The organism is Pantoea sp. USHLN256 (assembly GCF_037149875.1).
GTDB classification, from domain to species: domain Bacteria; phylum Pseudomonadota; class Gammaproteobacteria; order Enterobacterales; family Enterobacteriaceae; genus Pantoea; species Pantoea nemavictus.
In genome coordinates this window covers 243,815-264,215 of sequence record NZ_JBBCQO010000001.1, presented here as the reverse complement: position 1 = coordinate 264,215, position 20,401 = coordinate 243,815, and the positions used below count along the sequence as shown (strand labels likewise).

At 52.3% G+C, this 20,401-nt stretch carries 22 protein-coding genes; 8 read left to right on the top strand and 14 right to left on the bottom strand.

Annotated elements, in window-relative coordinates; all coding sequences use genetic code 11:
- The first annotated feature begins 9 nt into the window (after window positions 1–9).
- Together WFL93_RS01260 and WFL93_RS01255 are read left to right on the top strand one after the other, a co-directional pair.
- Entirely contained in the window at window positions 10–396 is a 387-nt protein-coding gene (locus WFL93_RS01260; protein ID WP_007891139.1) for a response regulator, read from the top strand.
- Window positions 393–5,954: an AAA family ATPase gene (locus WFL93_RS01255; RefSeq protein ID WP_336777102.1), complete on the top strand. Its 5,562-nt coding sequence runs from the start codon at window positions 393–395 to the stop codon at window positions 5,952–5,954. The genes WFL93_RS01260 and WFL93_RS01255 overlap by 4 nt, the downstream gene beginning before the upstream one ends.
- A 71-nt stretch (window positions 5,955–6,025) precedes the next feature.
- Here the strand turns inward: WFL93_RS01255 and WFL93_RS01250 are convergent, their stop codons facing one another.
- Together WFL93_RS01250 and WFL93_RS01245 are read right to left on the bottom strand one after the other, a co-directional pair.
- Complete coding sequence (locus tag WFL93_RS01250) at window positions 6,026–6,640, bottom strand: response regulator transcription factor (RefSeq protein ID WP_007891134.1); 615 nt, start codon at window positions 6,638–6,640, stop codon at window positions 6,026–6,028.
- Between the two features lie 367 nt (window positions 6,641–7,007).
- On the bottom strand, window positions 7,008–7,400 hold the full coding sequence (locus tag WFL93_RS01245; RefSeq protein ID WP_336777101.1) for a YgiW/YdeI family stress tolerance OB fold protein: 393 nt from the start codon (window positions 7,398–7,400) through the stop codon (window positions 7,008–7,010).
- A 182-nt stretch (window positions 7,401–7,582) separates the two neighbouring features.
- On the opposite strand from WFL93_RS01245, the gene WFL93_RS01240 reads away from it, so the two are divergent.
- The gene (locus WFL93_RS01240; RefSeq protein ID WP_336777100.1) at window positions 7,583–7,729 is read left to right on the top strand and encodes a hypothetical protein; all 147 of its coding nucleotides are present in this window, start codon (window positions 7,583–7,585) and stop codon (window positions 7,727–7,729) included.
- Between the two features lie 19 nt (window positions 7,730–7,748).
- Here WFL93_RS01240 and WFL93_RS01235 read toward each other — a convergent pair whose 3' ends face one another.
- Together WFL93_RS01235 and WFL93_RS01230 are read right to left on the bottom strand one after the other, a co-directional pair.
- Entirely contained in the window at window positions 7,749–8,867 is a 1,119-nt protein-coding gene (locus WFL93_RS01235; protein ID WP_336777099.1) for an MFS transporter, read from the bottom strand.
- On the bottom strand, window positions 8,864–9,400 hold the full coding sequence (locus WFL93_RS01230; protein ID WP_049851862.1) for a TetR/AcrR family transcriptional regulator: 537 nt from the start codon (window positions 9,398–9,400) through the stop codon (window positions 8,864–8,866). Before WFL93_RS01230 ends, WFL93_RS01235 begins: the two co-directional genes overlap by 4 nt.
- A gap of 355 nt (window positions 9,401–9,755) precedes the next feature.
- Here WFL93_RS01230 and WFL93_RS01225 point away from each other — a divergent pair, with 355 nt between their 5' ends.
- Window positions 9,756–11,336, top strand: a complete 1,581-nt coding sequence (locus WFL93_RS01225) for a sensor domain-containing diguanylate cyclase (protein WP_336777098.1) — start codon at window positions 9,756–9,758, stop codon at window positions 11,334–11,336.
- A 9-nt stretch (window positions 11,337–11,345) separates the two neighbouring features.
- On the opposite strand, the gene WFL93_RS01220 is transcribed toward WFL93_RS01225, so the two are convergent.
- The 4 genes from WFL93_RS01220 to WFL93_RS01205 form a co-directional block, all read right to left on the bottom strand.
- Window positions 11,346–11,597 (bottom strand): hypothetical protein, encoded by a 252-nt coding sequence (locus tag WFL93_RS01220; RefSeq protein WP_007891122.1) that lies wholly within the window; start codon window positions 11,595–11,597, stop codon window positions 11,346–11,348.
- Window positions 11,598–11,795: 198 nt separating this feature from the next.
- Window positions 11,796–13,058 carry a translesion error-prone DNA polymerase V subunit UmuC gene (gene umuC / locus WFL93_RS01215; RefSeq protein ID WP_336777097.1) on the bottom strand — a complete coding sequence of 421 codons (1,263 nt, stop codon included), beginning with the start codon at window positions 13,056–13,058 and terminating at the stop codon, window positions 11,796–11,798.
- Complete coding sequence (umuD, locus tag WFL93_RS01210) at window positions 13,058–13,480, bottom strand: translesion error-prone DNA polymerase V autoproteolytic subunit (RefSeq protein WP_336777096.1); 423 nt, start codon at window positions 13,478–13,480, stop codon at window positions 13,058–13,060. Before umuD ends, umuC begins: the two co-directional genes overlap by 1 nt.
- A 172-nt stretch (window positions 13,481–13,652) precedes the next feature.
- The gene (locus WFL93_RS01205; protein WP_007891095.1) at window positions 13,653–14,165 is read right to left on the bottom strand and encodes a GNAT family N-acetyltransferase; all 513 of its coding nucleotides are present in this window, start codon (window positions 14,163–14,165) and stop codon (window positions 13,653–13,655) included.
- Between the two features lie 281 nt (window positions 14,166–14,446).
- Between WFL93_RS01205 and WFL93_RS01200 the strand changes: the two genes are divergently transcribed.
- From WFL93_RS01200 to WFL93_RS01185, 4 genes are all read left to right on the top strand, one after another.
- Window positions 14,447–14,725 (top strand): hypothetical protein, encoded by a 279-nt coding sequence (locus WFL93_RS01200; RefSeq protein ID WP_336777095.1) that lies wholly within the window; start codon window positions 14,447–14,449, stop codon window positions 14,723–14,725.
- Between the two features lie 211 nt (window positions 14,726–14,936).
- Window positions 14,937–15,182, top strand: a complete 246-nt coding sequence (ycgZ, locus tag WFL93_RS01195; protein WP_007891089.1) for a regulatory protein YcgZ — start codon at window positions 14,937–14,939, stop codon at window positions 15,180–15,182.
- Window positions 15,183–15,360: 178 nt separating this feature from the next.
- Entirely contained in the window at window positions 15,361–15,651 is a 291-nt protein-coding gene (locus tag WFL93_RS01190; RefSeq protein WP_336777094.1) for a hypothetical protein, read from the top strand.
- A gap of 65 nt (window positions 15,652–15,716) precedes the next feature.
- On the top strand, window positions 15,717–15,983 hold the full coding sequence (locus tag WFL93_RS01185) for a biofilm development regulator YmgB/AriR family protein (protein WP_007891082.1): 267 nt from the start codon (window positions 15,717–15,719) through the stop codon (window positions 15,981–15,983).
- Between the two features lie 37 nt (window positions 15,984–16,020).
- On the opposite strand, the gene WFL93_RS01180 is transcribed toward WFL93_RS01185, so the two are convergent.
- The 6 genes from WFL93_RS01180 to fucO form a co-directional block, all read right to left on the bottom strand.
- A complete protein-coding gene (locus WFL93_RS01180; protein ID WP_007891079.1) occupies window positions 16,021–16,221 on the bottom strand; it encodes a hypothetical protein in 201 nt (66 codons plus the stop codon).
- A gap of 164 nt (window positions 16,222–16,385) precedes the next feature.
- Window positions 16,386–16,643, bottom strand: coding sequence for a hypothetical protein (locus WFL93_RS01175; RefSeq protein ID WP_007891077.1), 258 nt, complete (start codon window positions 16,641–16,643; stop codon window positions 16,386–16,388).
- Between the two features lie 145 nt (window positions 16,644–16,788).
- Entirely contained in the window at window positions 16,789–17,598 is an 810-nt protein-coding gene (locus tag WFL93_RS01170) for a hypothetical protein (protein ID WP_007891075.1), read from the bottom strand.
- Window positions 17,599–17,796, bottom strand: a complete 198-nt coding sequence (locus WFL93_RS01165; protein ID WP_007891073.1) for a hypothetical protein — start codon at window positions 17,794–17,796, stop codon at window positions 17,599–17,601.
- A gap of 201 nt (window positions 17,797–17,997) precedes the next feature.
- Entirely contained in the window at window positions 17,998–18,876 is an 879-nt protein-coding gene (locus tag WFL93_RS01160) for a manganese catalase family protein (protein WP_007891070.1), read from the bottom strand.
- 311 nt (window positions 18,877–19,187) lie between these two features.
- Window positions 19,188–20,339, bottom strand: a complete 1,152-nt coding sequence (fucO, locus tag WFL93_RS01155; RefSeq protein ID WP_336777093.1) for a lactaldehyde reductase — start codon at window positions 20,337–20,339, stop codon at window positions 19,188–19,190.
- Window positions 20,340–20,401 lie beyond the last annotated feature (62 nt).

Here is a 20,401-nt window from a genome sequence, read left to right as displayed (position 1 = left end):
GAAAACAGCATGCAGCTGTCGCAGCGCATTGTCGTTGTTGATGATGAACGTTCTGTTCGCAGTGGCCTGACTAATCTGCTTCAGTCTGAAGGTTATGTAACCCAGGCGTTCGAGTCGGCAGAGGCGCTGTTAGCGGATGCGTCGGCGCTGAAGGACGCTGCGCTGTTCATTATTGATGTTGAACTCAAAGGGATGTCGGGCTTTGACTTGTTCAGGGAGCTGGTTCAGCGTCTTGAGAATCCACCCGGCATTATTATCTCCGGCAACGGTGATGAAAATATGCTCTGGTACGCTATCAATCTGGGCGCGATAACCTTTATGCGAAAACCTATAGATATCGACCTGCTGTTTGAACACATTCGATTGGCGTTTATGTCCCAGGCTATGCGCCCATGAGTACGCTGTTCCTGTCATTAAATATTGCAGACGACGCTGGCCTGGTGCTGTCCGACGACATCGTCTTCCGTCATCTCGCCCAGCAAGGGCTGGTGGAATGGCTTGAATGCCGGCACGAGATCTCCGGTGAAACCTTCGTTCTGGCGACGGCAGCAGGCGAAGAAGCGACTTTTCAGGTTACCCAGCTGTTGAAAAATGAGTATGCGCTGCGCGCGTCATTAGCAGAAAGTTGGGCGCTAAAACCGATCAGGCACACGTTATATCAAGGGCGCTACGCCCTGATTTACCCGCCTTTCAGCTACCAAACACTGGCCGATTACCTGCACATGCCCGCAGGAAAAATCCAGAAGTTCATTAGTCATGCGCTGCTTTTGTGCCACGCGGTTAGTAAGTTGCATCAGCAAGGTGTGGTTCATGGTGACATAAAACCCGCCAATTTTTTCTTTACGGACGACTGTGAGGTTGTCCTCGGCGGTTTTGGCCTGGCTTTTATGGAAAACGAAGCTCAGCAGCCGCTGGGCGCACCTATCGCCGGCGGAACGCTGGCCTACATGTCGCCTGAGCATACGTCACGCACGCCGCACCGCGTTAGTCGGGTCAGCGATCTCTACAGCCTGGGCATTGTGCTTTATGAGTTGCTCACCGGCAAACTTCCCTATGGCAGTGCCGATGGCGGCGAAGCGGAGTGGGTACACCATCACATTGCTTCCGAAGCGCTGCCGCCGCACATGCTGCGCAAAGATGTCCCACTGGTACTCTCCTCCATCATTTTACGCCTGCTGACCAAATCGCCAGAGCATCGCTATCAAACGGTTGAGGGAGTATTGGCCGATCTCAGGCGTTGCGAGTCAAATTTGATGCCTGGCGGCAGGGTAGAGTCTTTTGCCTTAGGCTTACAGGACATGCAGACCTCGATACTTTTATCCGACGAGCTGTACAGCGACCACGCCCAGGCCAGCGAGATGTTAGTAGCGTTTGATGAGGTATGCCGTAGCGGTAAACACTGCACGGTAGCCATTTCTGGATCTCCCGGCTCAGGCAAATCTTCCCTGATGGTCTCGGCGTTAAAAATCCTGCGTGAGAAAAATGCGCTACTGACGGTGACGAAAGCCGACCAGCATTCCCCTATTTTGCCCTATGCCGTATTTACCTCAGCGTTCCGCTCGCTGACGCTGCATTTACTGGGCCTTCCGGCTGAGGAGATGGCGCGCTGGAAAACCCATATTGGGCGGCTACTGGGTGACTATGCCGATTTGGCGGTCAACCTGGTGCCCGAATTGGGCATCCTGCTTAATCAAAAAGCCAGCGTACCAACCGATGCGCACTCGCTGGATGCGCGAAATCGTTTAAATCTGCTGGCCTGTAGCCTGGTCAAAGCGTTTACGGCACCCGGTCGACCGCTGATTTTATTAATTGATGATGTGCACTGGGCCGATCAGGCAACCTTGCAGCTGCTGGAAAATTTGTTACGTTCCAGTGAAGATATTCCCTTGTTACTGGTGATCTCTCACCGCGATTATGCCGCGTTGCCTTGTCCCGAGGTGTCCGCCAGCCTGCAGCGTCTCCGTGCGGCAGCTACCCGCATTGTGGATATCACGCCTGAGCCGCTGTCGCCCAAAAATATTGCCAACTGGCTGGCCGGACTTTTCCACGCGCGCAGCGCAGAGACGGCAGAACTTGCGCAGATTATCCATGAAAAAACCGCAGGTAATCCGCTCGCCACGCGTGAATTTTACCGTCAGGCGGTACGCGATCATCACATTACTCACTTCGCGTCTGATAAATGGACCTACCATCCGCAGGCACTCAAAAACTGCCATTACACCGCCAACGTCGCAGCCTGCGTATTACAACAGCTGCAATTACTCTCTTATCCCGTCCGCCAGCTTTTGGGCCAGCTAGCCTGTTTAGGCAGCGCGGATGATTTGCAGGTTTTGCGCCACATTCTGGGCATTGAGGTTAGCGCGATCCAGGCAACGCTGTTACCCGCAGTTGAAGCCCGGCTGATTGCGTTAACAGAGAGTCGCTATGCCTTTATGCATAACAGCATGCATGAAGCCGCCCTCAATTTGATTACGTCCGAAGTGAAAGACCATTTTCATCACGCTGCCGCTGAGTTCTACATGCGGGCAACCCGCGAGGATAGGTCGCATACGCTACTGTTCAGTGCCGCACATCACATCATAACCCTCAAAAATCATGAACTGCTCACGCCAGATGCTGCTGCCTTCTGCCAGCTGTTACTGCAAGCGGCGCGGCGAGCAAAAATGATGGGTGATTACGTTTCCGCGCTGCGTTTTTTACACTGTGCCCGCGCGCTTAGCGCTGTTTCAGGATTAGAAGAGCGTGGCGAATTTCTATTTGAGCAAGCCGAGTGCGAGTTTTTAAACGGTAATTTATCGGCCGCGCTGGCGTTGAGTTCCGAGATTCTGGCCACGCCAGGCGCTGTAACGGATAAAGCCGATGCGGCCACGCTGATTGCTGAGATTCATATGCGCCAGTCAGATAGCCAGTTAGCACTGGAGACAGCGCTTGCCTGGCTGGCGGTTTTTGGTATCCATCTTGACCGCTATCCCAATAAAGCGGAGTGCGATGCCGCAAGATTGTTATTGAAAGAGGATGTGGGGAAAAATCCCTATACGCGCTTCCGCTCTTTGCCGCTTCTTACCTGCCACAAGACCGAAGCCGTGATGAACCTGATGGCCAGTGCCAGCACGTTCGCGGCCTTTATCAGTCCGCGTCTGCAGTTCATCATCCTGTGTAAACTGCTTCACCTGACAATGGCCAAAGGCATCAGTGGTGCATCAACGTTGGCGCTCTCGTGGTACGGCGTGGTGTGTGGCGATCAGTATGATGAGTACAGCCGCGGATTTGCCAGCGCATTGCTGGCGCGTGAACTGGTGTATAAGCACGACTTTGTCAGCTACAAAGCTCGGACGCTGATGCCACTGGATCAGGTCAGTGTCTGGACCATGCCGCTGAATTACGCCATTGAGTGCGCTAAAGCGACATTTGATGTGGCGGTGGATATTGGCGATCGCACCTCAGCGTGTCTGGCGCTGCGTCATCTCACCATGAATTGCCTGGCGCGTGGTGACCATCTGGATGGGGTACATACCTCAATAACCCGCGGCATAGCGTATGTGCGCAAAGCACAGTATCGCGATGTGGAAGTGATTCTGGGTATGCAGCTGGATTACGTCATGTTCTTGCGTAAGCCTGGAGCAGAGACATTTTCAGGCGATCACTTTATCTCGCCCGTATTAGCGGTGGTGAAACCCGAGAACGCCATTGAACCACTCTTGCTGATGCAGTTCTGGGCTCGGCTGTATAAAGGTATGGCGCATTTTTTCGCCGGTGAATATGCTGCCGCTCATCGCCAGTTTACTGACGCGGCCCCTCTGACCGCGTTCATCCCCGGTCATGTGCATATGCTGGATTTTCATCTGTACAGCGCGCTCTCACTCTCTATACCGCTACAGCCGACTGAGTTTGATGTCACGATGCGGCAGCGACTGCAGCGCCATCTGGATAGAATCGTTACCTGGGCATCGGAAAACGCCGGAACTTTTGCCGACAAAGAAGCGCTGTTGCGCGCCGAACTGCTAAGGCTGGCGGGTGAAACCGGGGAGGCAATGGAGCATTATGAAAAGGCCATTGAGCTGTCGCGGAAAGGCCAGTTCCATCATATCAATGGGCTGGCGTGTGAGCTTGCCGGTCGTTTTGCTCATGCTCGCGGCATGACCTTTGCTGCAGATGGCTATATCAAAGGTGCCCACTTAGCATGGGATCGTTGGGGAGCGGGGGCCAAGGTACGTCAGCTTGAAGCACACTATCCTCATCTAACAGCCCTGCATCCACAGACGGCTTTAAACACCGTAACGTTCGAGCAAAGCGCGGCCATCAGCGACTTGCAAAGTATGGTGACCGCCATGCGCGCCTTAACCGAAGAGATAAACCTTGATCGGCTGATCCATATTTTGATGATGATGTTGGTGGAGCGGGCCGGGGCGCAGCACGCTATTTTGATCCGTTTAGTGGACGGCAGTGTGCCTGAAATTCAGGCAAGAGCATCGTCAACGGTGGACGGGGTCAGAGTTAAAATTGTCAATGAGCGACCGGTTGCCACCGATCTGCCGCTGTCGATCCTTTCAGCGGTGATCCGTACCGGACAAGAGATCCGCACCGGAAGACCGGAAGTGTTCAGCCCGTTCAGTCAGGATAATTATCTGGTTGCTTCCGGCGCGGCGGTAATGTGTGTGCCAATGTTCAGGCAGGCGCAAATGGTTGGGGTGCTGTATCTGGAGAATCGACTGATGCCGGATGTGTTCACTGCTGAACACTCGCGCATTGTCTCTATGCTCGGCGCCCAGGCCGCGGTTTCACTTGAAACCGCACGGCTGTATGCCGAACTGTTGGAAGAGAATATCCAGCGGCGGAAAATTGAAAAGCAGCTGCGCGCCAGCCAGACATCATTGATGCTCGGTGAAAAAATCAGTAACACCGGAACCTGGCACTGGCATCTGACACCGGATATCCAACTGATCTCGGATGAATATAAACGCATCATGGGACTGCCAGCCGAACAGCTAAGCACTTCAATGGTGGAGTTTCAGAGCCGGGTGCATCCTGATGATATTCATTGTCTGAAAGAGTTGATTGAAACCAGCGTCCTGAATGGCGTGAGTATGCAGGCAGAGTTCCGCATTATCCGTGATGACGGTGAATGTCGCTACATTAAAGGCATCGGTGAGCCAGTAGAAAATTGGCCGGAGGTCGCCGAATATTTCGGCACGCTTACGGATATCACCGCGCAACGCCATTCAGAAGATGCGGTGAGGATTGCGCAGGCTGAACTTGCGCGCGTCGCGCGCGCGACGACGGTGGGGCAGTTAACCTCATCTATCGCGCATGAAATCAATCAGCCGCTGATGTCGATTGTGGCGAATGCGGGTGCCAGCTTGCGCTGGTTGAAACGCGATCTGGTGCATCTGGCAAAGGCCACTGAAGGTATAGAAGAAATTATTAAAGAAGGTCGCCGGGCAGGTGAGATTATTCGCGGCTTACAATCCCTCACGCGGAATAATGTTTCTGAATATGGTCCGGCAAGAATGCATCTGCTGGCGCGCGATATTTTAACCTTGTCACGCCTGGAGCTTGAGCGTCGATCTGTTTCTCTGGAGTTAGAGATTAAAGCAGAGAGGGATGAGGTTTTTTGCGAGAGTGTACAAATTCAACAGGTGCTGCTTAACCTGGTCATCAATGCTATCGAAGCCATGGCCGATAATTCTGGCGCGCGAATCCTGCGGCTGGCCTCATCAAATCCTACGCCTGGTTTTATTCGTATTGAGGTCGCGGATAATGGTTCTGGCTTATCAGAAGATGTTATCGATAAAATCTTTGATTCTTTCTATACGACTAAAGCGGATGGTATGGGAATGGGGCTGACGATCAGTAACGAAATTATCAAGCGTCATGGTGGCGTGCTAAATGCAGAAAATCGCCAGAGTGGCGGGAGTTTATTCTGGTTTACCCTACCGGTGCATGGGGTAACCTAATTTTTAATGTCGTCCTCCCGCACTATTTTGCGGGAGGCGCGCTACGGCATAATAGTAATGAAATAGCGCGCTTATTCATCTTTTAATAAGTTTAGCTTTTCTGCTGCCCGTACTAGCTCTGAAATGGAACGCACCGACATTTTGTCCATTACTCTGCGCTTATGTACTTTTGCGGTAATTTCACTGATGCCCATCTCGGCGGCCATCTGCTTGTTCAATAAACCGCGAATGAGGAACTGCATCAGTTCCTTTTCACGCGGCGTCAAAGAGTGATAGCGACCGGTCAGCGCTCGTTTTTCCTCTGAGAGAGCCACGCTTTTTTCGGCTAACGCTAGCGCATCAGACACGACTTGTACCAGGTCATCAGGCATCACGGGTTTGGTCAGAAATTCAAACGCCCCCGCCTTCATTGCCCTGACCGTCAGCGGAATAGTGCCGAACCCAGTCAGAAAAATAGTCGGAATAGCGTATCCGCGTTCTGTGAGTTCATGCGAGACATCGAAGCCATCCATACCCGGCATGTTCAGGTCTACGATCAGACAGCTCGGCGTACTGAAGTGAGATTGCTGTAAAAATTGAGCAGGAGAAGTAAATGTTGAGATCAGGTAGCCTTCTGAGCTCAGAAGATTTTTCAGCGCGGTGATGACGGAGGGGTCATCGTCAACAATATAAATCGTTCTATCCATAAAAACTCATTGGGACTCTTACGAGTTCTATTCACTTTGTGCGAAGTAATATACCCGCAAAGTGGCGTGTTAGGAATGGCGAAAAACTTATATTTCAAATCGATTATTCATTGCGCAATTAAACTGGCTGGCCCGTAAAAAACACACGGGGAAATGCCTTTCAGCGCAAAGGAGACTGATCTGAACACCTTTATTACCTGACTCCTGATTGCGTACTGGAATAAAAAATTTGCTTGGGAAAAGAATTTGAACAATCCTTTAAGCCGTAGGCTAGATTGTAAGTAGAGTTGTGCTGCAGAAAATGATTCAGGTGAGAGGGATGAAAGTCCTCTCACCCGGCAAGTTTTACAGCGCTAATTCCAGGTAATCAAGGCTCATCAATACGCGATACCTTCAGCGTGGTTTGATCGCCACGTCCATAAACCTTTCCGCTGACGCGAACTTTATCGTCGGCCGAATAGGTTTTTTCTTTAAACGTAGACTTTTCTGCCTGAATGGTAATGGTTCCCGTATCATCGCGGAATCGATAATCATCGCCCTTCAACTTTTCAATGATATGACCTTCCAGCGTGACATAACCACCCTGACGGAAATCACGAATACGCGAAATAGGTGTCTGCCCGGTGTCTTCAGAGCCCTTGTAGCCGGCATCCTGATTATTTTGCGGGGGGGCCGTCTCTCCCGACTTGAATCCGCCTTCGGCGGCACCCGCGCCCAAACTCAATAACAGTAACGTTGAAGCTAAAAAAATACGTTTCATATACTCTCCATGAATTTATTCGCTTATCTGCTGCTAAGTCTGGCACAAATATTTATGCCTGCACGCCAGACAGTTATTTAATCCTTAATCGTTAAGCGTAGCGGTAATGAGCGATCACCTACCTCCGCCATTTTTTCCGGAATGATCTAAACTTAAACTCTAAACCAAGCCGGGAGTTTAAAATGACTGATTCAAAAAAACAGACAGATAAAAAAGACGTGAGTGAGGAAAACCATCCGGCGAAAGATAATCCGGCTGAGCATGGGGAAATACCGAGAACGCGCGATGATAGCGAGGATGATAAAAAGGATCCTTTTCGCGATGAATGAGGTGTTATTTCCGCAAAAGTTAAGCGTTACGTGGAATAAGGAACAGCATCAATAAAGGCAGGGCCGCGAACAGCAGTAACGCGGCCGGCGCGCCTGCAACGCTATACAGCTGGCCAAACATCAGTGAACCGATGACCTGACCGGCCGCTAACATGAAAAACAGCATGCCTACGCCAGTGGCGGGAGCTTGCTCTGTTGCCGCAGCGCCCCACACCAGCAGCACACCGGACAGCGTCACGTACGCCGCGCCCCCCAACGCCACGGCGGGAAATAGCCAACCTGACGCGTGATGACTGGCCGCCAGCACCAGTAACGGGATGGCCAGGCAGCACTGTGACAGCCGGTAAACCTGCGACATTCCCAGCCATTTTGCCATCGGGCCGGTCAGCGCCCCGACAATACCTGCCGCACCCGCGATGAGCCACAACAGGCTAACAATGTTGTCCTTGACGGCAATGCGCTGCAGCAGTTCTGGACCAAAGCTCCACCAGGCTGCGCTGGCAATCCCACTCACCAGGGCAATGACGATCAGCCACTGCAGGGATCGCTGGCGTAGGCTGTGATACCAGGATGGGTGACGAACGGTTTCTTTCTCTGCTGGCAGCTGGCGCCATAGCGGTACCATGCAGCACAGCGCCAGTAGCGCGAAGAGCGCACATGCTGCGCGCCAGCCGCCCGGTAACCAAAAGAGTATCGGTACGGAGAGCATAATGCCCATGCTGGTGCCGGCATTGATCAGCGTATTCATCTGCGGCTGTTGTTCAACGTCAACCCGTTGGCTCACCGCCGCCGCCAGCGCCGGAGAGGCGAGGCCAGCGCTCAGGCCAGCGATAAATAATCCTGCACCAAGCATCCAGGCCGAGCTGGCTAAAGCCAGTATCAGCATGCCGGCTGCCGCGCACAGCGCTGCTACGCTGGCGGGCATTCTTGCACCAGCACGGGCGGTCATCATCGGCGCGAGCATGACCGCCACGCAGTACGCGGCGAAGCTGCAGGCGGCAAGCACGCCGGAGATGCGCGGCGTAAACGGAATAGCGCGCATCACGTCCGGCATCATCAAACCCCAGGCAAAGCGCGCCATTCCGTAGGTGACGGCGATAAGCGCAAAGCCCGTCAGGCCCAATGCGCAGTTTTTCATGTTTTACCGCTTAACAGCTGCAGCGCTGCTGCTTTGCCGGTTGCACAGGCATCCGCCGCGCCCAACACTAACGCTGAGGTCAGCACCCCTTCAAACAGCAGCCAAACGGCATCCGCCAGCGCGCTGTTTTCCGGCGATGATTGCGGATTCACGCAGCGGGCAATGTAGGCGCGCATATGATGGCGATACGCCATCGCCTGTTGGGCCAACGCGATATCTTCGGCGGCGTACTCTCCCCATGCCTTGAGGAATAAGCAGCCATTGTTGCCGTACTCAAGCATCCATTCACGCATGACATCGAACATCTGGGCTACCGCATGCGGATGTTCTGGCTGGTGTAACGCGGCAAAAAAGCGTGCCTGACGCGCCTCCAGCACCGCCGCCGTTAACGCTTCGCGCGAGGGGAAATAGCGATAGAGGGTGCGCGTGGAGACCTGCGCCTCACTGCAGATGCGATCGGTGCTGGTGGCATGAAAGCCGTTGAGATAGAACAGCCGCTCTGCGGCCTGGATGATGTCCTGTTTCTTTTTCATCCTTAAAAAGTAAACCGATCGTTTTACTTTTGCAAGCCGGACATTTTCGCTCCGCCATGATGCCGAGGCGAAAAAAAGCCCGCGCTAAGCGGGCCTGGTAGATATCGCTACCGAATAATCTCGTATTGAACGCGTGCTGTGTATTGCAGCCACAGAGTGTGGTGGAGACATATTACATTAATATTTCGTTACTGGTCATAGGAGTTAACAATGGCAGCAATCTGGAGGCTTCTGTCGCATTTATCAGGACAGACTACTCTGATAGTTGACCCTAAACGGCTGACTTATCCGCCTTCGTCTCGCTATGCGGTTTTTACATGCTTAACTCTGTGGTGGGGTGAAAACAGAGGACAGAATGCAGTTAAACAGGAAAATGGATACCCGGGCCACTAACGATTCGGGTTTGCTTAAAAGCATTGTGCTGTCCGGTGTGTTGCTGATCGTCACGGTGGTGAGCATGAACATCTGGACCTTGCGCGAAGCCTGGCTGGGAACGGTGCGCCAGGCGCAAGAGTCTGCCATGAATCTGGCTTTGTCTCAGTCGCGTCAGGCTGAAGATACCTTCCTGCAAACGGAACTCTCGCTTCGCCAGATACAGCGCGATTTGCAATTGCAGCTGGCAACGAATATTCAGGGCGCTGACCTGAGTCATACCATGCGCGAGTTGCAACGCCGTCTGCCGCAGTTGCACGGGCTGTTTTATTACGATGCGGATGGCAAATGGATTGCCACCTCAGCCGCGCGCGTGCCTACCGATATCAATAATTCCGACCGCGAATATTTTAGCTATCAGCGCGTTAATCGCCGCAACAGCGTGCATATCGGCCCGGTGATCACCAGCCGCAGTACCGGCGATCGGGTGATTCCGGTTTCGCTGCGCGTGAGTGACGCCAGCGGCGGTTTTAAGGGGGTGTTGCTGGCGACCATTAAGGTGGATTATTTCCGCCGTTTCTACAGCTATTACGAACTGGGTAAACGTGACGTACTGGTTTTAATGCTGGCCGACAGCACCGTTCTCTATGCCCGGCCAATGCCGGACAGTTACATCGGTAAAAATCTCTCTGCCAGCCCGCTGTTTCAGGAGATGCTGGCCAGGATGGATCGCGGCAGCGGACAGTGGAAATCGGTGCTCGATGGCCAAGCCCGCATTTTTGGCTTTGCGCGTTCCGACCGCTATCCGATTATCGTCGCTGCCGGTTACAACAGTGACGATCTGTTCAGCACCTGGATTAATGGGCGAGGGCAGGACATTATTCTCAACCTGATTCTGCTGCTCACTATCATTTTGCTCGGCACAGTCCAGCTGCGTCATGCGCGGCGCGTGTTGCGCTATCAGCAGGAGCTGACCAGCCTGCGCGACGAATTGCATCACGCCAACCTCGCGCTGAATCAACTCGCCCATGTCGATGGTTTAACCGGTTTGGCGAATCGCCGTGAATTCGATCGTTTTCTGCAGGAGGCGCTGGCAAATGCCGCGGCCAGCGGTAAGCCACTTTCGCTGATCATGATGGATATTGATTTTTTCAAAGCTTACAACGACACCTACGGGCACATTGCGGGCGATAAGTGTTTAACAGTGATTGGCGGGGTTTTAGCGTCGGTGGCCCGGCGGCGTTCAGATATGGCGGCGCGCTATGGTGGTGAGGAGTTTGCGCTGATCCTGCCTGATACCTCATTCGATGAGGGCATGACCCTGGCGAAGCGGGTGGTCGAAGCGGTGCGGGTGTTGCATCAGCCCCACATCTCCTCGCCGAAGGGCCAGGTTACGCTCAGCGCCGGCTGTGCCACCACCGCTTCTCCGGCCTCAATCAGCGCAGTAAAACTGCTGGAGCACGCCGATCATGCCTTGTATCGGGCGAAGCGCGCAGGGCGTGATGGCGCACAGGGCGTGCAGGTGACGCCATCCGCTGAGGGTATGAGTGACGCACAGCGCTAAAGCGACGCGTTATTCCACAGCAGGCAGCTGATAGTTGATATATTGACGCAGCGCCTCGTGCATTTTGCTATTCATCTCGTCGTCTAAACCGCGCTCCTCATATTCTTTCGCCAGCTGAATAATCACCTCATCATATTTTCCTTTAAAGGTGATGTTATTTACCGCAACTTGCTTAATCATCAGCTCCCGCAAGGCGGCGACTTCTATTTCTAATCTATTGACGTTTTCTTCCAGCTCTTTCACGCGTTCTTCACTCGACATACGCTCTCCGGATGTTATTACGCTGTGGCGATGATAGGGCCTGAATATCGCATTGGCATGCGCGTAATTCAAGAGGGGGATAAACAACGTGAAACGAAATAAGTGATGTTATTAACACCTGGCATTGGCGGATAATAGCCATCATCAGTTATTACTGACCCTACGCGAATAAGCGCAGCGAGAGTCAGAATATGTCGACTATTTCGCCACAGGGAGATCCGCCAGTCGGGTGGTATACGCGGGTGATAGCATCTCGCGCTTCATCGACCAGGGCTTTTGAATCCCTTGCCCGGCAAACCATAACGCACCGCGCTGGTGGGCATTCATCTTGTCGATCAGCGCCATCAGTTGCTCACTATTATGACGCGGCTGATAATCGGCAAACAGGTCAAACTGCGCGACACCATCACTAAAGAAATCGCCCAGCATGACGCCGCCTTTCATATAACGTTTACCGGGGATCCAGATGCGATCTAAACAGTTGAGCGTTGCCTGAATAATGTCACGGCTGTCCGCGGTAGGTGTAATCAACGTCTGACTGGCCGCATTGGCGTAATAGGGATGATGCGGATCGTGCGGACTGGTGCGAATAAAGGTGCCAATATGCCGACAATATTGCCGCTCGCTGCGCAGTTTCTCTGCGGCTCGTGCAGCGTAATTAGCGATAGCTTCGCGCATGTCATGATATTCGGTGATGCGGTCACCAAAGGAGCGCGAGCACAGAATATTTTGGCGATTGGGAATCACCTCTTCAAACGCCAGGCAAGCTTCGCCACATAATTCACGCACCGTGCGCTCCAGCACCACACCGAAATGTTTGCGGATCAGCGGCGTGGGCGTTTCAGCGAGCTGCAGCGCGGTATTAATGCCCATCAGATTGAGCTTTTTTGATAAGCGTCGGCCAACGCCCCATACCTCTTCAACCTTGACCAGCTTCATCAACTCACGCTGGCGGTGCGGCAGGGAAAGATCCATCACATTCTCAGCTTTGGTCCAGCGCTTAGCGGCCCAGTTGGCCAGCTTGGCGAGCGTTTTCGTCGGTGCGATACCGACGCCCACGCGCAAGTGGGTGTCCTGATAGATGCGATCGCGAATGTCACGGCCTAACTGGTCAAACGTCATGCAAGCGTCGATGCCAGTGACATCGACAAAGGCCTCATCAATCGAGTACTCATCCACGCGCGTTGATATCAGCGCCAGCGTCTCCATCACGCGCCGCGACATATCGCCATACAGCGCATAATTCGATGAGAACACCACCACCTTGTGGCGCATTAACTCTTCGCGATGTTTAAAGTAGGGCGCACCCATTTTGATGCCGAGTGCTTTAGCTTCCCGGCTGAGGGATATAATGCAGCCGTCGTTGTTCGACAGCACCACAATCGGTTTACCACGCAGATCCGGGCGAAATACCGTTTCGCAGCTGGCGTAAAACGCGTTCACATCCACTAAGGCGAACATTAGCGGCCTATGGTTTTAATCACGTGTTTAACGATGCCGAAGACTTCGAACTCATCAGCGTCAGGAATAGCAATAATCGCATGGGCGGGATTCATCGGTTTGAGGTGCAGCTCAGGCTGCAACATCAGCTGTTTCACGGTGAATTCACCGGAAAGCGAGGCAACCACAATGTCACCGTGTTTGGGCTTAAGAGAGCTGTCCACAACCAGCATGTCACCTTCACTAATCCCTCCGTCGATCATCGAGTCACCGCTGACCCGAATGAAGTAGGTTGAGCTGGGATGCTCGACTAAGAAATTATTGAGATCGATGCGTTGTTCAACGTAGTCCTGCGCCGGCGACGGAAAGCCGCAGGGCACGCGGCTAATGAACAAGGGTAACGCTAAAATGGCGCGGATCTCCGCGGGCTGATAAAATTGCATGGCTGCGATCTCAAATTATTACTGTATGTGTATACAGTAATATCGATTAACGGGATTGATCAAGTCAGAAGCGGGCAGGATTTGTAAAGCGGTTGGCAGCAAAGGAAATTTATTTTGTAGGGAAGTCCACGACTTGCTCGTGCTGGCGCAAGTCGTGGGTGCAACATGCGGCTTAAATCATCATCCCCAGAATCTGCAGCGTGCTCTGCTGCGAGGCGGTGATAAACGGAATATCTTTGATGTGCTGCATGCCGAAGGCTTCATAGAATTTACGCGCGCGGACGTTATCGCCTAATACTTCCAGCCACAAATAGCCTTCACGCTTATCCCGCGCCTCATTGATGATACTCTCGAACATCCATCTGCCGTAGTTTTTGCCGGTCTCTTCGGGATTGAGATACAGCTTATTCAGCAGCGCGCCGCTCATGCCTGAATCGGGTACCGGCGTGTTCCAGGTGACTTTGGCAAAACCAATCGGCTTGTCCGTCTCGGCGATTAGCCAGCTCTCATTCGGGGCCGCGAGGCTGCTGTTGAGCTCCGCAAGGCCATACTCTTTATCGATAAAGGCATCCAGTTCTTCTGCGGAAACCCACATATGTTTAAAATGCGCGCTGTAGGTCATGCGGCCCAGCTGATGCAGCAGCTCTGCATCCTCTGCCTGCGCTTTGCGTATGGTGAACTCCATGCCCGATATCCTTGCTGAATTCTGGTTATTGACCACTGCATCGGCCGCCGCATAGGCAGCTGAAGGGCACTCACCATAGCGTGTTAGTAACAAAAACCCAAGATAACCAGCGATTTCTGTTAACAATTTCGCGCGGCGGCATGGCCGGTCTTTACCCTGGTTAGCAATCTATCGATAATGCACCGGGGTCGTTGCAGGCCGCGCGTGCCAAGGCGAACCGCCGATGATCTATAGTTAACACTGAGAACCAAGCGTAAGCCCATATTCTCAGGAGGTAGAGGATGTCAGATTCACAACCAAAAATTATCGGCGAAGCGGCCTATGCGCTGCTGGTGCGCCGTGAGGAAGTTAACGTCTCTTCACTGCTCACTGAAATCGCACGCATGGCTGAAAAAGCAAAAAACACGCAGCAACAGCAGCGTATCGCCAGCGCCCAACAGTGGTTGCTGACGCACCGCCAACCAGCAGGCAGCGATAATCGTGCCCATTCAGCGTTACGCGGACTGAGTCGTCAGGAAGGTAGCGTCAGAATGCCGTCAGCGGATGCAGACGATAGCTGATCAAACGTGGCTCATGCGTCGATGCCTTTCGGCGCTGAGCTCACGAATTTGGAAATAAAAGGTTTCCAATTATCCTAATTCGCGCCAGTTAGCACTTTTTGCAACAAATCCTACCGTATAAGTTCAGTAAGCTTTTTGTACAGCTTTAGATTTTCCTGTACAACTTTCCTTAGGTCGGGTGACCTAACATTTTACTTTATTGGGGTCAATTATGCGTCAGAACGGATACACGCCGAGTTCAGTCGAGGCCATTGCCAACTATTTCAGCAAAGCATCTCTGCCATCGCAGCAGGAAACACTGGGCCAGATCGTGGTTGAAATCTTACGCGAAGGACGTAATCTCAACCGTAAATCACTGTGCACCAAGCTGCTGCGCAGACTCGAATTGGCCGCCAATGCGGAAGAAGAGCATCACTATCATCAGCTGATCGGCTTGTTATTCGAACGCGAAAGCTGAGAGCAGGTTTAACGTCCAGGTTGTACAACTATAAGACTTTACTCTGATAACGCACTGCTTCATGCATGACCTGTGACGGGCTGTACTGCGCTACATTTCTCCGGTAGCGCATCCATTCTGCCGTTGTTCCCGGTCCGGGGCGAAGCGGCGTTCAGAGATTCGTTATGAATAATTCGTTATGAATAGAAGTGAACACCAGAAATTAATCGATGAGATTATTGGGGAAGCGGCATTGGTGCTGTTGCAGCAGGCGGGCCCCGTTAATACTCAGGCGTTGATCGACCAACTCATGCGCATGAAAGAGCAGAGTAGCGATAACGATCGGCGTGAGGCCATTATTGCCGCCATTACCGATGTGCGCGCCAGTATTTCGGCTGGCAAGAAACGGCGGGAAGAGCAGCCGGAAAGAGACAACGTTCTGCAGTTGTTTGGCAATAAAGAACAGTCTGGCAGCAATCGCAAACATTGACCGATTGTGGCTCGCGTTTAGTGAAGATAATTTGAATGTATCGCTATCAGTACGGGACTGGAATCATGCCGGAAAATCACGACCTCTATTCTGCGCTGCCTGACACCGAGTTGGCAGAGCATTTTCGCAATGCAGACAGCACGTTAAGAAACGAAGCTGCCGTATTGGACAAGGTTATCCGCCACGTGCTGGCAACGGAAGGACGCGTCAGTAATAAAGCCATTATTCTCTGCCTGATTATGGCGCTGGAAACCGCAGAGGGAAGTGCTGAGGCAGATATCCTACGCAGAACGTTGGAAATTGTGGTGGGCTATACGCCAGACGACGCCTGACAATTCATCGTGTCCCCCAGCTCATTTGGGGGGCACGTTAGTGCATCAAATCTGCCAGTAATCGCATCGCGGCATCGCAAAGATGTCGGAACTCCTCATCGTTAGTTCCCAACTTCATGACATGCAATGACAACGAAATATCGTGCGCCTTAAATACCCGCTCTTCCCTGATAAATTCCGCTACCGCGATACCAATTAGCGCATACAGATCCGATGTTGGACGGCTTTCATCTCTCACGTCACCTCCGATACTTGTATGTATATACAGTGTGACATGGCGAATAATCTGACGATATGTTTTTCGTGCGGTCGGCTTTATCCGCTGTAAATAAGCGAAGCGCAAAAGTGTCGATAGGTATTGATAAAGGTGAAGGTGAGTCGGCGATATTTAGCGCCAGCCGTTTACTCTTTTTCCGCACTCACCAGCATGCGTTTCGACCTGCCTAAATTAATTCTATGAAGCCACGTACGCAGCTGTTTAAGTTGCGCCTGCGGGGAAATATCATCGGCAACGCTGCAAATATAGAGCTGACTCTGGGTGTGATTATTTGTGCCAGTGGCGTAGATTTCGCTTTTATTATCACGCTGTTGTAGCGTTATTTCCGTGAAGTGCAGATCTTTCCACAGATGTAGAATGGCTTCGAACTTTTTAAAGTCCATAGAGGTGTCCTGATTATTTTATCGTGTTATGGCGTATTGCTGGCCTAATGCAACATACCGTCATCAAGGCATTAAGCCAGCATCTTTGGACGTGGTGATGGGTAAGTGTTTAATGCTCGTTGTCAGCGTATGACAGCGAATTCATTTAGGGATAGTCGCTTTTTGCCACGGACTTGCGAGTCCATTTGCGTTTATTCCCGCTTTGCTTACCCATCGCTAATGCGCTGGCGCTGGCGGGATCAAACAGCGACAAACTTTCAATCTGATGCACCATAATCACTTTACGAAACTCCAGGGCGCTTTTTGGCGTGGAGGAGAAATCAATATTGTGATTGTGGTACCACTGGCTGTAATTATGCTCAATCGCCAAATTCAGCGTGCGCGCATCGCGGTAGCCGCTCAACATCGGAATCAGCACGATATTGGCGGTGTTGGCATATTCAAATGTCGCTGCATGGATCATACCGATATAAATACGCTTAGATTTCAGCGTCACCCAGGCTAATTCGCCTTCCTCCATGCACTGCAGTAACAACTGCTCAATGCCATTCGAGCGCGAAAGACGCTGATAAAGTTCCTTACGGCCACCAGCGTTAAGCCGGGCGCTGACTGCCCAGTTGGAGCGATACATGCAGAATAGAATGGCAAAGGCCAGCATCATCACTACCGGCGCCTGGATACCTAAAAAACTCCAGGTCATGAAATCGACATTCCAGTGCACGTTCTCTGCGGAGGTCAGCGCAAACGCATTGTTCACACCTGATGCAATAAGCAAAATTAACCAGATGATGGCGGTGGTTAGCACGCCTTGCAGCACAAAAATACAGCCATATAAGGCAATAAGAAAATAGACATCCCAGCCAAAAGAGCGTTTGATTTTTAAACGACTCGACATGTCGCGGCTGGTATACCAATAGCCACACACCATCATCACCATAAATATCGCCGTGCCCATTTAAATATCCTTTAATGTGCTGACATGATGGGCAAAATCGCGCTGTACTTCAGGACTCAATGGATTAACCGAAGCGTTACCATCTTCGTCAATAATAATTCTGTCACCTTCCTGAATCGACTCCTGAATGTCCTGACGGGTCATCACTTGCAGTAATGCCTCCGGGCTGCCGAACAGAGAAGCTAAAAAACCAAACATATTGGGTGGGTCCTTTTTTATTTATACCAACGTAAACTATGGCACATCCCTGCAATATTCAGCCGCGTAACTGAAGCTGGCAGTCACTTTCCGGATTAATCTGCGAGGAATATGCGCACGAGGCAGAAATATTTTCCATGCGTTATTTTTAGAGGGTGCGGGGCGCCATTTATGGCGACCCACAGGTTTCAGCGTGGCGCATTACTGATTGGTCAACGGATGTTTACTGCCCGGTTCCGCGCCGGTAATCGGATTGACGTCGGGGTGTGAAGCGGTGCGCGCCGCCAGCGTGGCCAGATCGCTCTGCTGCTGCGCGGGCAAGGTAACGCTGGCGAGTCCATCGCCACCATCAACGGCCGGTTGCGGATCGGCAACGTAATCAAAGTTTTCATCCGAGTTCCAGCTGCCGCGAATATCGTCGCCCTCAGACATATTGTAATAAGTGTGCGCATACTTCTCGATCGGCGGCAGTTTGCCCGGCGGGAAATTATTGCGGATGGAGTAGAGCGCTTTTTCAAACGACAGCTGGTGCGCCACTTCACGCGTCATCAGGAATCCCAGCGCATCCTTAACGCCAACGTCATCGGTAAGGTTGATAAGACGCTCGTACAGAATCTTGGCGCGCGCTTCAGCGGCAACGTTTGAACGCAGATCCGCCGTCACTTCGCCGATGGTGTCGATATAGGCCGCGGTCCAGGGCACGCCAGCCGAGTTGGTCAGTGCCGGACCGCCGCCATACAGAATCGAGGTGAGATGGCTGTCATTACCCGCGCCGGTAATGGAACGATAGAGATCGCCTTGCTCTTCGCTGCCTTCTGCCAGCGCCCCTTTCGCACCTTTATTTAACATGCCAACCAGCGAGCCGATAATTTCCAGATGGCTCAACTCCTCGGTAGCGATATCCATCAACATCTCACGACGACCCGCGTCGTCATCACTTAACCCCTGGGTGAAATAACGCATTGCTGCGGCCAGTTCACCCTGTGGGCCGCCAAACTGTTCCAGTAATAAATTGGCCAGGCCGGGATTGGGTTGATTAACGCGGACGGTAAATTGCAACTGTTTTACGTGTCGAAACATAGCTCACCTCAAAAAAAGGAAAATACCAACAGAGAGAATAGATTTTGAATGTTTAAATTAATGACGATATGAAATGGAGGAGGGAAGGCGGGTAATGGACCTTTAACTCATCTACAGCGTGTCACATAATTAATACTACTCCGACCAGCCGTTCCTGCAAGCGCACCGGGTGGGCTTAATTTACTATCTGCCGTTAAAATGAATAATATTCCGCAAGACGAACTCCTGGCATAAATTAAATAAAAGGGGGGGCGTTGTTTTAATACAATATTTGACGGGTCACCATGGATGGCGACCCGATTTATGCCTGATTAATATAATTGGCGATAAAGTGACGTGATCGTCTCAATGCTGCACTCGCGCGGATTTCCGGCGGTACACACATCAGCATAAGCCGCGGCAGCTAATGCCGGCGCGTCCTGCGCCTGCATGCCGATGTCACGTAGCCGCAGCGGAATATCAATATCGCGGTTCAGCGTGTTGACCGCCTCGATGGCGAGTGCGCGCGCCTCGGTTAATGAACAGGCATAGGCGCCGCTAACGCCCAGCGCATGCGCAATATCGCGGTATTTTTCACCGGTGTGTTCAGCATTGAAAGCCATAATGTGTGGCAGCAAGACGGCATTGGCGATGCCGTGCGCGGTGCCATAAAAGGCACCCAGCGGATGCGCCATGCCGTGCACCAGGCCCAATCCGACATTCGAGAAGCCCATGCCGGCGATATATTGACCCAGCGCCATATCCGCCACACCAGCCGGCACACCTGTTACCGAATCTCGCAGCGACCGGCCAATAATCTCTATCGCTTTGAGGTGGAACATGTCGGTCATCTCCCATGCACCGCGCGTGATATAGCCTTCAATGGCGTGGGTGAGCGCATCAACGCCGGTTGCCGCTTTCAGGCTGGCGGGCATGCTGGCCATCATGTCAGGATCGATAATGGCGATAACGGGAATATCATGCGGATCGTAGCAGACGAACTTACGCTTCTTCTCCTCATCGGTGATGACGTAATTGATGGTCACTTCGGCAGCCGTACCCGCGGTGGTAGGCACCGCAATAATCGGTACAGAGGGGCGGCGCGTGGCGGCACCGCCCTCCAGCATGCGCACGTCGCTAAACTCGGGATTGGCAATCATCATGCCGATGGCTTTGCAAGTATCCTGCGGGGAACCCCCGCCGACGGCGATCAGGTAATCGGCGCCTGCACGACGAAAAGCCGCAACGCCGGCATGCACCACTTCTACCGTAGGATTGGGAATAACGTCGTCATAGAGGGCGAAACTGAGGTCGTGCTGCGTAAGCAGATCGGTGATGCGCGTGGCGACAGAAAACTTGATCAGGTCTTTGTCCGTCACCACTAATGCTTTGGTGAAACCGCGTTTGTTAATCTCATCGACCAGAGAATGGATGGCGCCGGAACCAAAGTAAGCGGTTTCGTTGAGGATCATTCTGTTAATCATGTTAATTACCTTCACGTAGATGCCAGATTTAAGTTTTTTCGATTAAATTCATCAAGATAAGA

What these genes read in the sequence shown, in the direction of transcription:
- WFL93_RS01260 (WP_007891139.1), top strand. Translation starts at nt 10, where the DNA reads ATGCAGCTGTCGCAGCGCATTGTCGTTGTTGATGATGAACGTTCTGTT.
- WFL93_RS01255 (WP_336777102.1), top strand. Translation starts at nt 393, where the DNA reads ATGAGTACGCTGTTCCTGTCATTAAATATTGCAGACGACGCTGGCCTG.
- WFL93_RS01250 (WP_007891134.1), bottom strand. Translation starts at nt 6,640, where the DNA reads ATGGATAGAACGATTTATATTGTTGACGATGACCCCTCCGTCATCACC.
- WFL93_RS01245 (WP_336777101.1), bottom strand. Translation starts at nt 7,400, where the DNA reads ATGAAACGTATTTTTTTAGCTTCAACGTTACTGTTATTGAGTTTGGGC.
- WFL93_RS01240 (WP_336777100.1), top strand. Translation starts at nt 7,583, where the DNA reads ATGACTGATTCAAAAAAACAGACAGATAAAAAAGACGTGAGTGAGGAA.
- WFL93_RS01235 (WP_336777099.1), bottom strand. Translation starts at nt 8,867, where the DNA reads ATGAAAAACTGCGCATTGGGCCTGACGGGCTTTGCGCTTATCGCCGTC.
- WFL93_RS01230 (WP_049851862.1), bottom strand. Translation starts at nt 9,400, where the DNA reads ATGAAAAAGAAACAGGACATCATCCAGGCCGCAGAGCGGCTGTTCTAT.
- WFL93_RS01225 (WP_336777098.1), top strand. Translation starts at nt 9,756, where the DNA reads ATGCAGTTAAACAGGAAAATGGATACCCGGGCCACTAACGATTCGGGT.
- WFL93_RS01220 (WP_007891122.1), bottom strand. Translation starts at nt 11,597, where the DNA reads ATGTCGAGTGAAGAACGCGTGAAAGAGCTGGAAGAAAACGTCAATAGA.
- umuC (WP_336777097.1), bottom strand. Translation starts at nt 13,058, where the DNA reads ATGTTCGCCTTAGTGGATGTGAACGCGTTTTACGCCAGCTGCGAAACG.
- umuD (WP_336777096.1), bottom strand. Translation starts at nt 13,480, where the DNA reads ATGCAATTTTATCAGCCCGCGGAGATCCGCGCCATTTTAGCGTTACCC.
- WFL93_RS01205 (WP_007891095.1), bottom strand. Translation starts at nt 14,165, where the DNA reads ATGGAGTTCACCATACGCAAAGCGCAGGCAGAGGATGCAGAGCTGCTG.
- WFL93_RS01200 (WP_336777095.1), top strand. Translation starts at nt 14,447, where the DNA reads ATGTCAGATTCACAACCAAAAATTATCGGCGAAGCGGCCTATGCGCTG.
- ycgZ (WP_007891089.1), top strand. Translation starts at nt 14,937, where the DNA reads ATGCGTCAGAACGGATACACGCCGAGTTCAGTCGAGGCCATTGCCAAC.
- WFL93_RS01190 (WP_336777094.1), top strand. Translation starts at nt 15,361, where the DNA reads ATGAATAGAAGTGAACACCAGAAATTAATCGATGAGATTATTGGGGAA.
- WFL93_RS01185 (WP_007891082.1), top strand. Translation starts at nt 15,717, where the DNA reads ATGCCGGAAAATCACGACCTCTATTCTGCGCTGCCTGACACCGAGTTG.
- WFL93_RS01175 (WP_007891077.1), bottom strand. Translation starts at nt 16,643, where the DNA reads ATGGACTTTAAAAAGTTCGAAGCCATTCTACATCTGTGGAAAGATCTG.
- WFL93_RS01170 (WP_007891075.1), bottom strand. Translation starts at nt 17,598, where the DNA reads ATGGGCACGGCGATATTTATGGTGATGATGGTGTGTGGCTATTGGTAT.
- WFL93_RS01165 (WP_007891073.1), bottom strand. Translation starts at nt 17,796, where the DNA reads ATGTTTGGTTTTTTAGCTTCTCTGTTCGGCAGCCCGGAGGCATTACTG.
- WFL93_RS01160 (WP_007891070.1), bottom strand. Translation starts at nt 18,876, where the DNA reads ATGTTTCGACACGTAAAACAGTTGCAATTTACCGTCCGCGTTAATCAA.
- fucO (WP_336777093.1), bottom strand. Translation starts at nt 20,339, where the DNA reads ATGATTAACAGAATGATCCTCAACGAAACCGCTTACTTTGGTTCCGGC.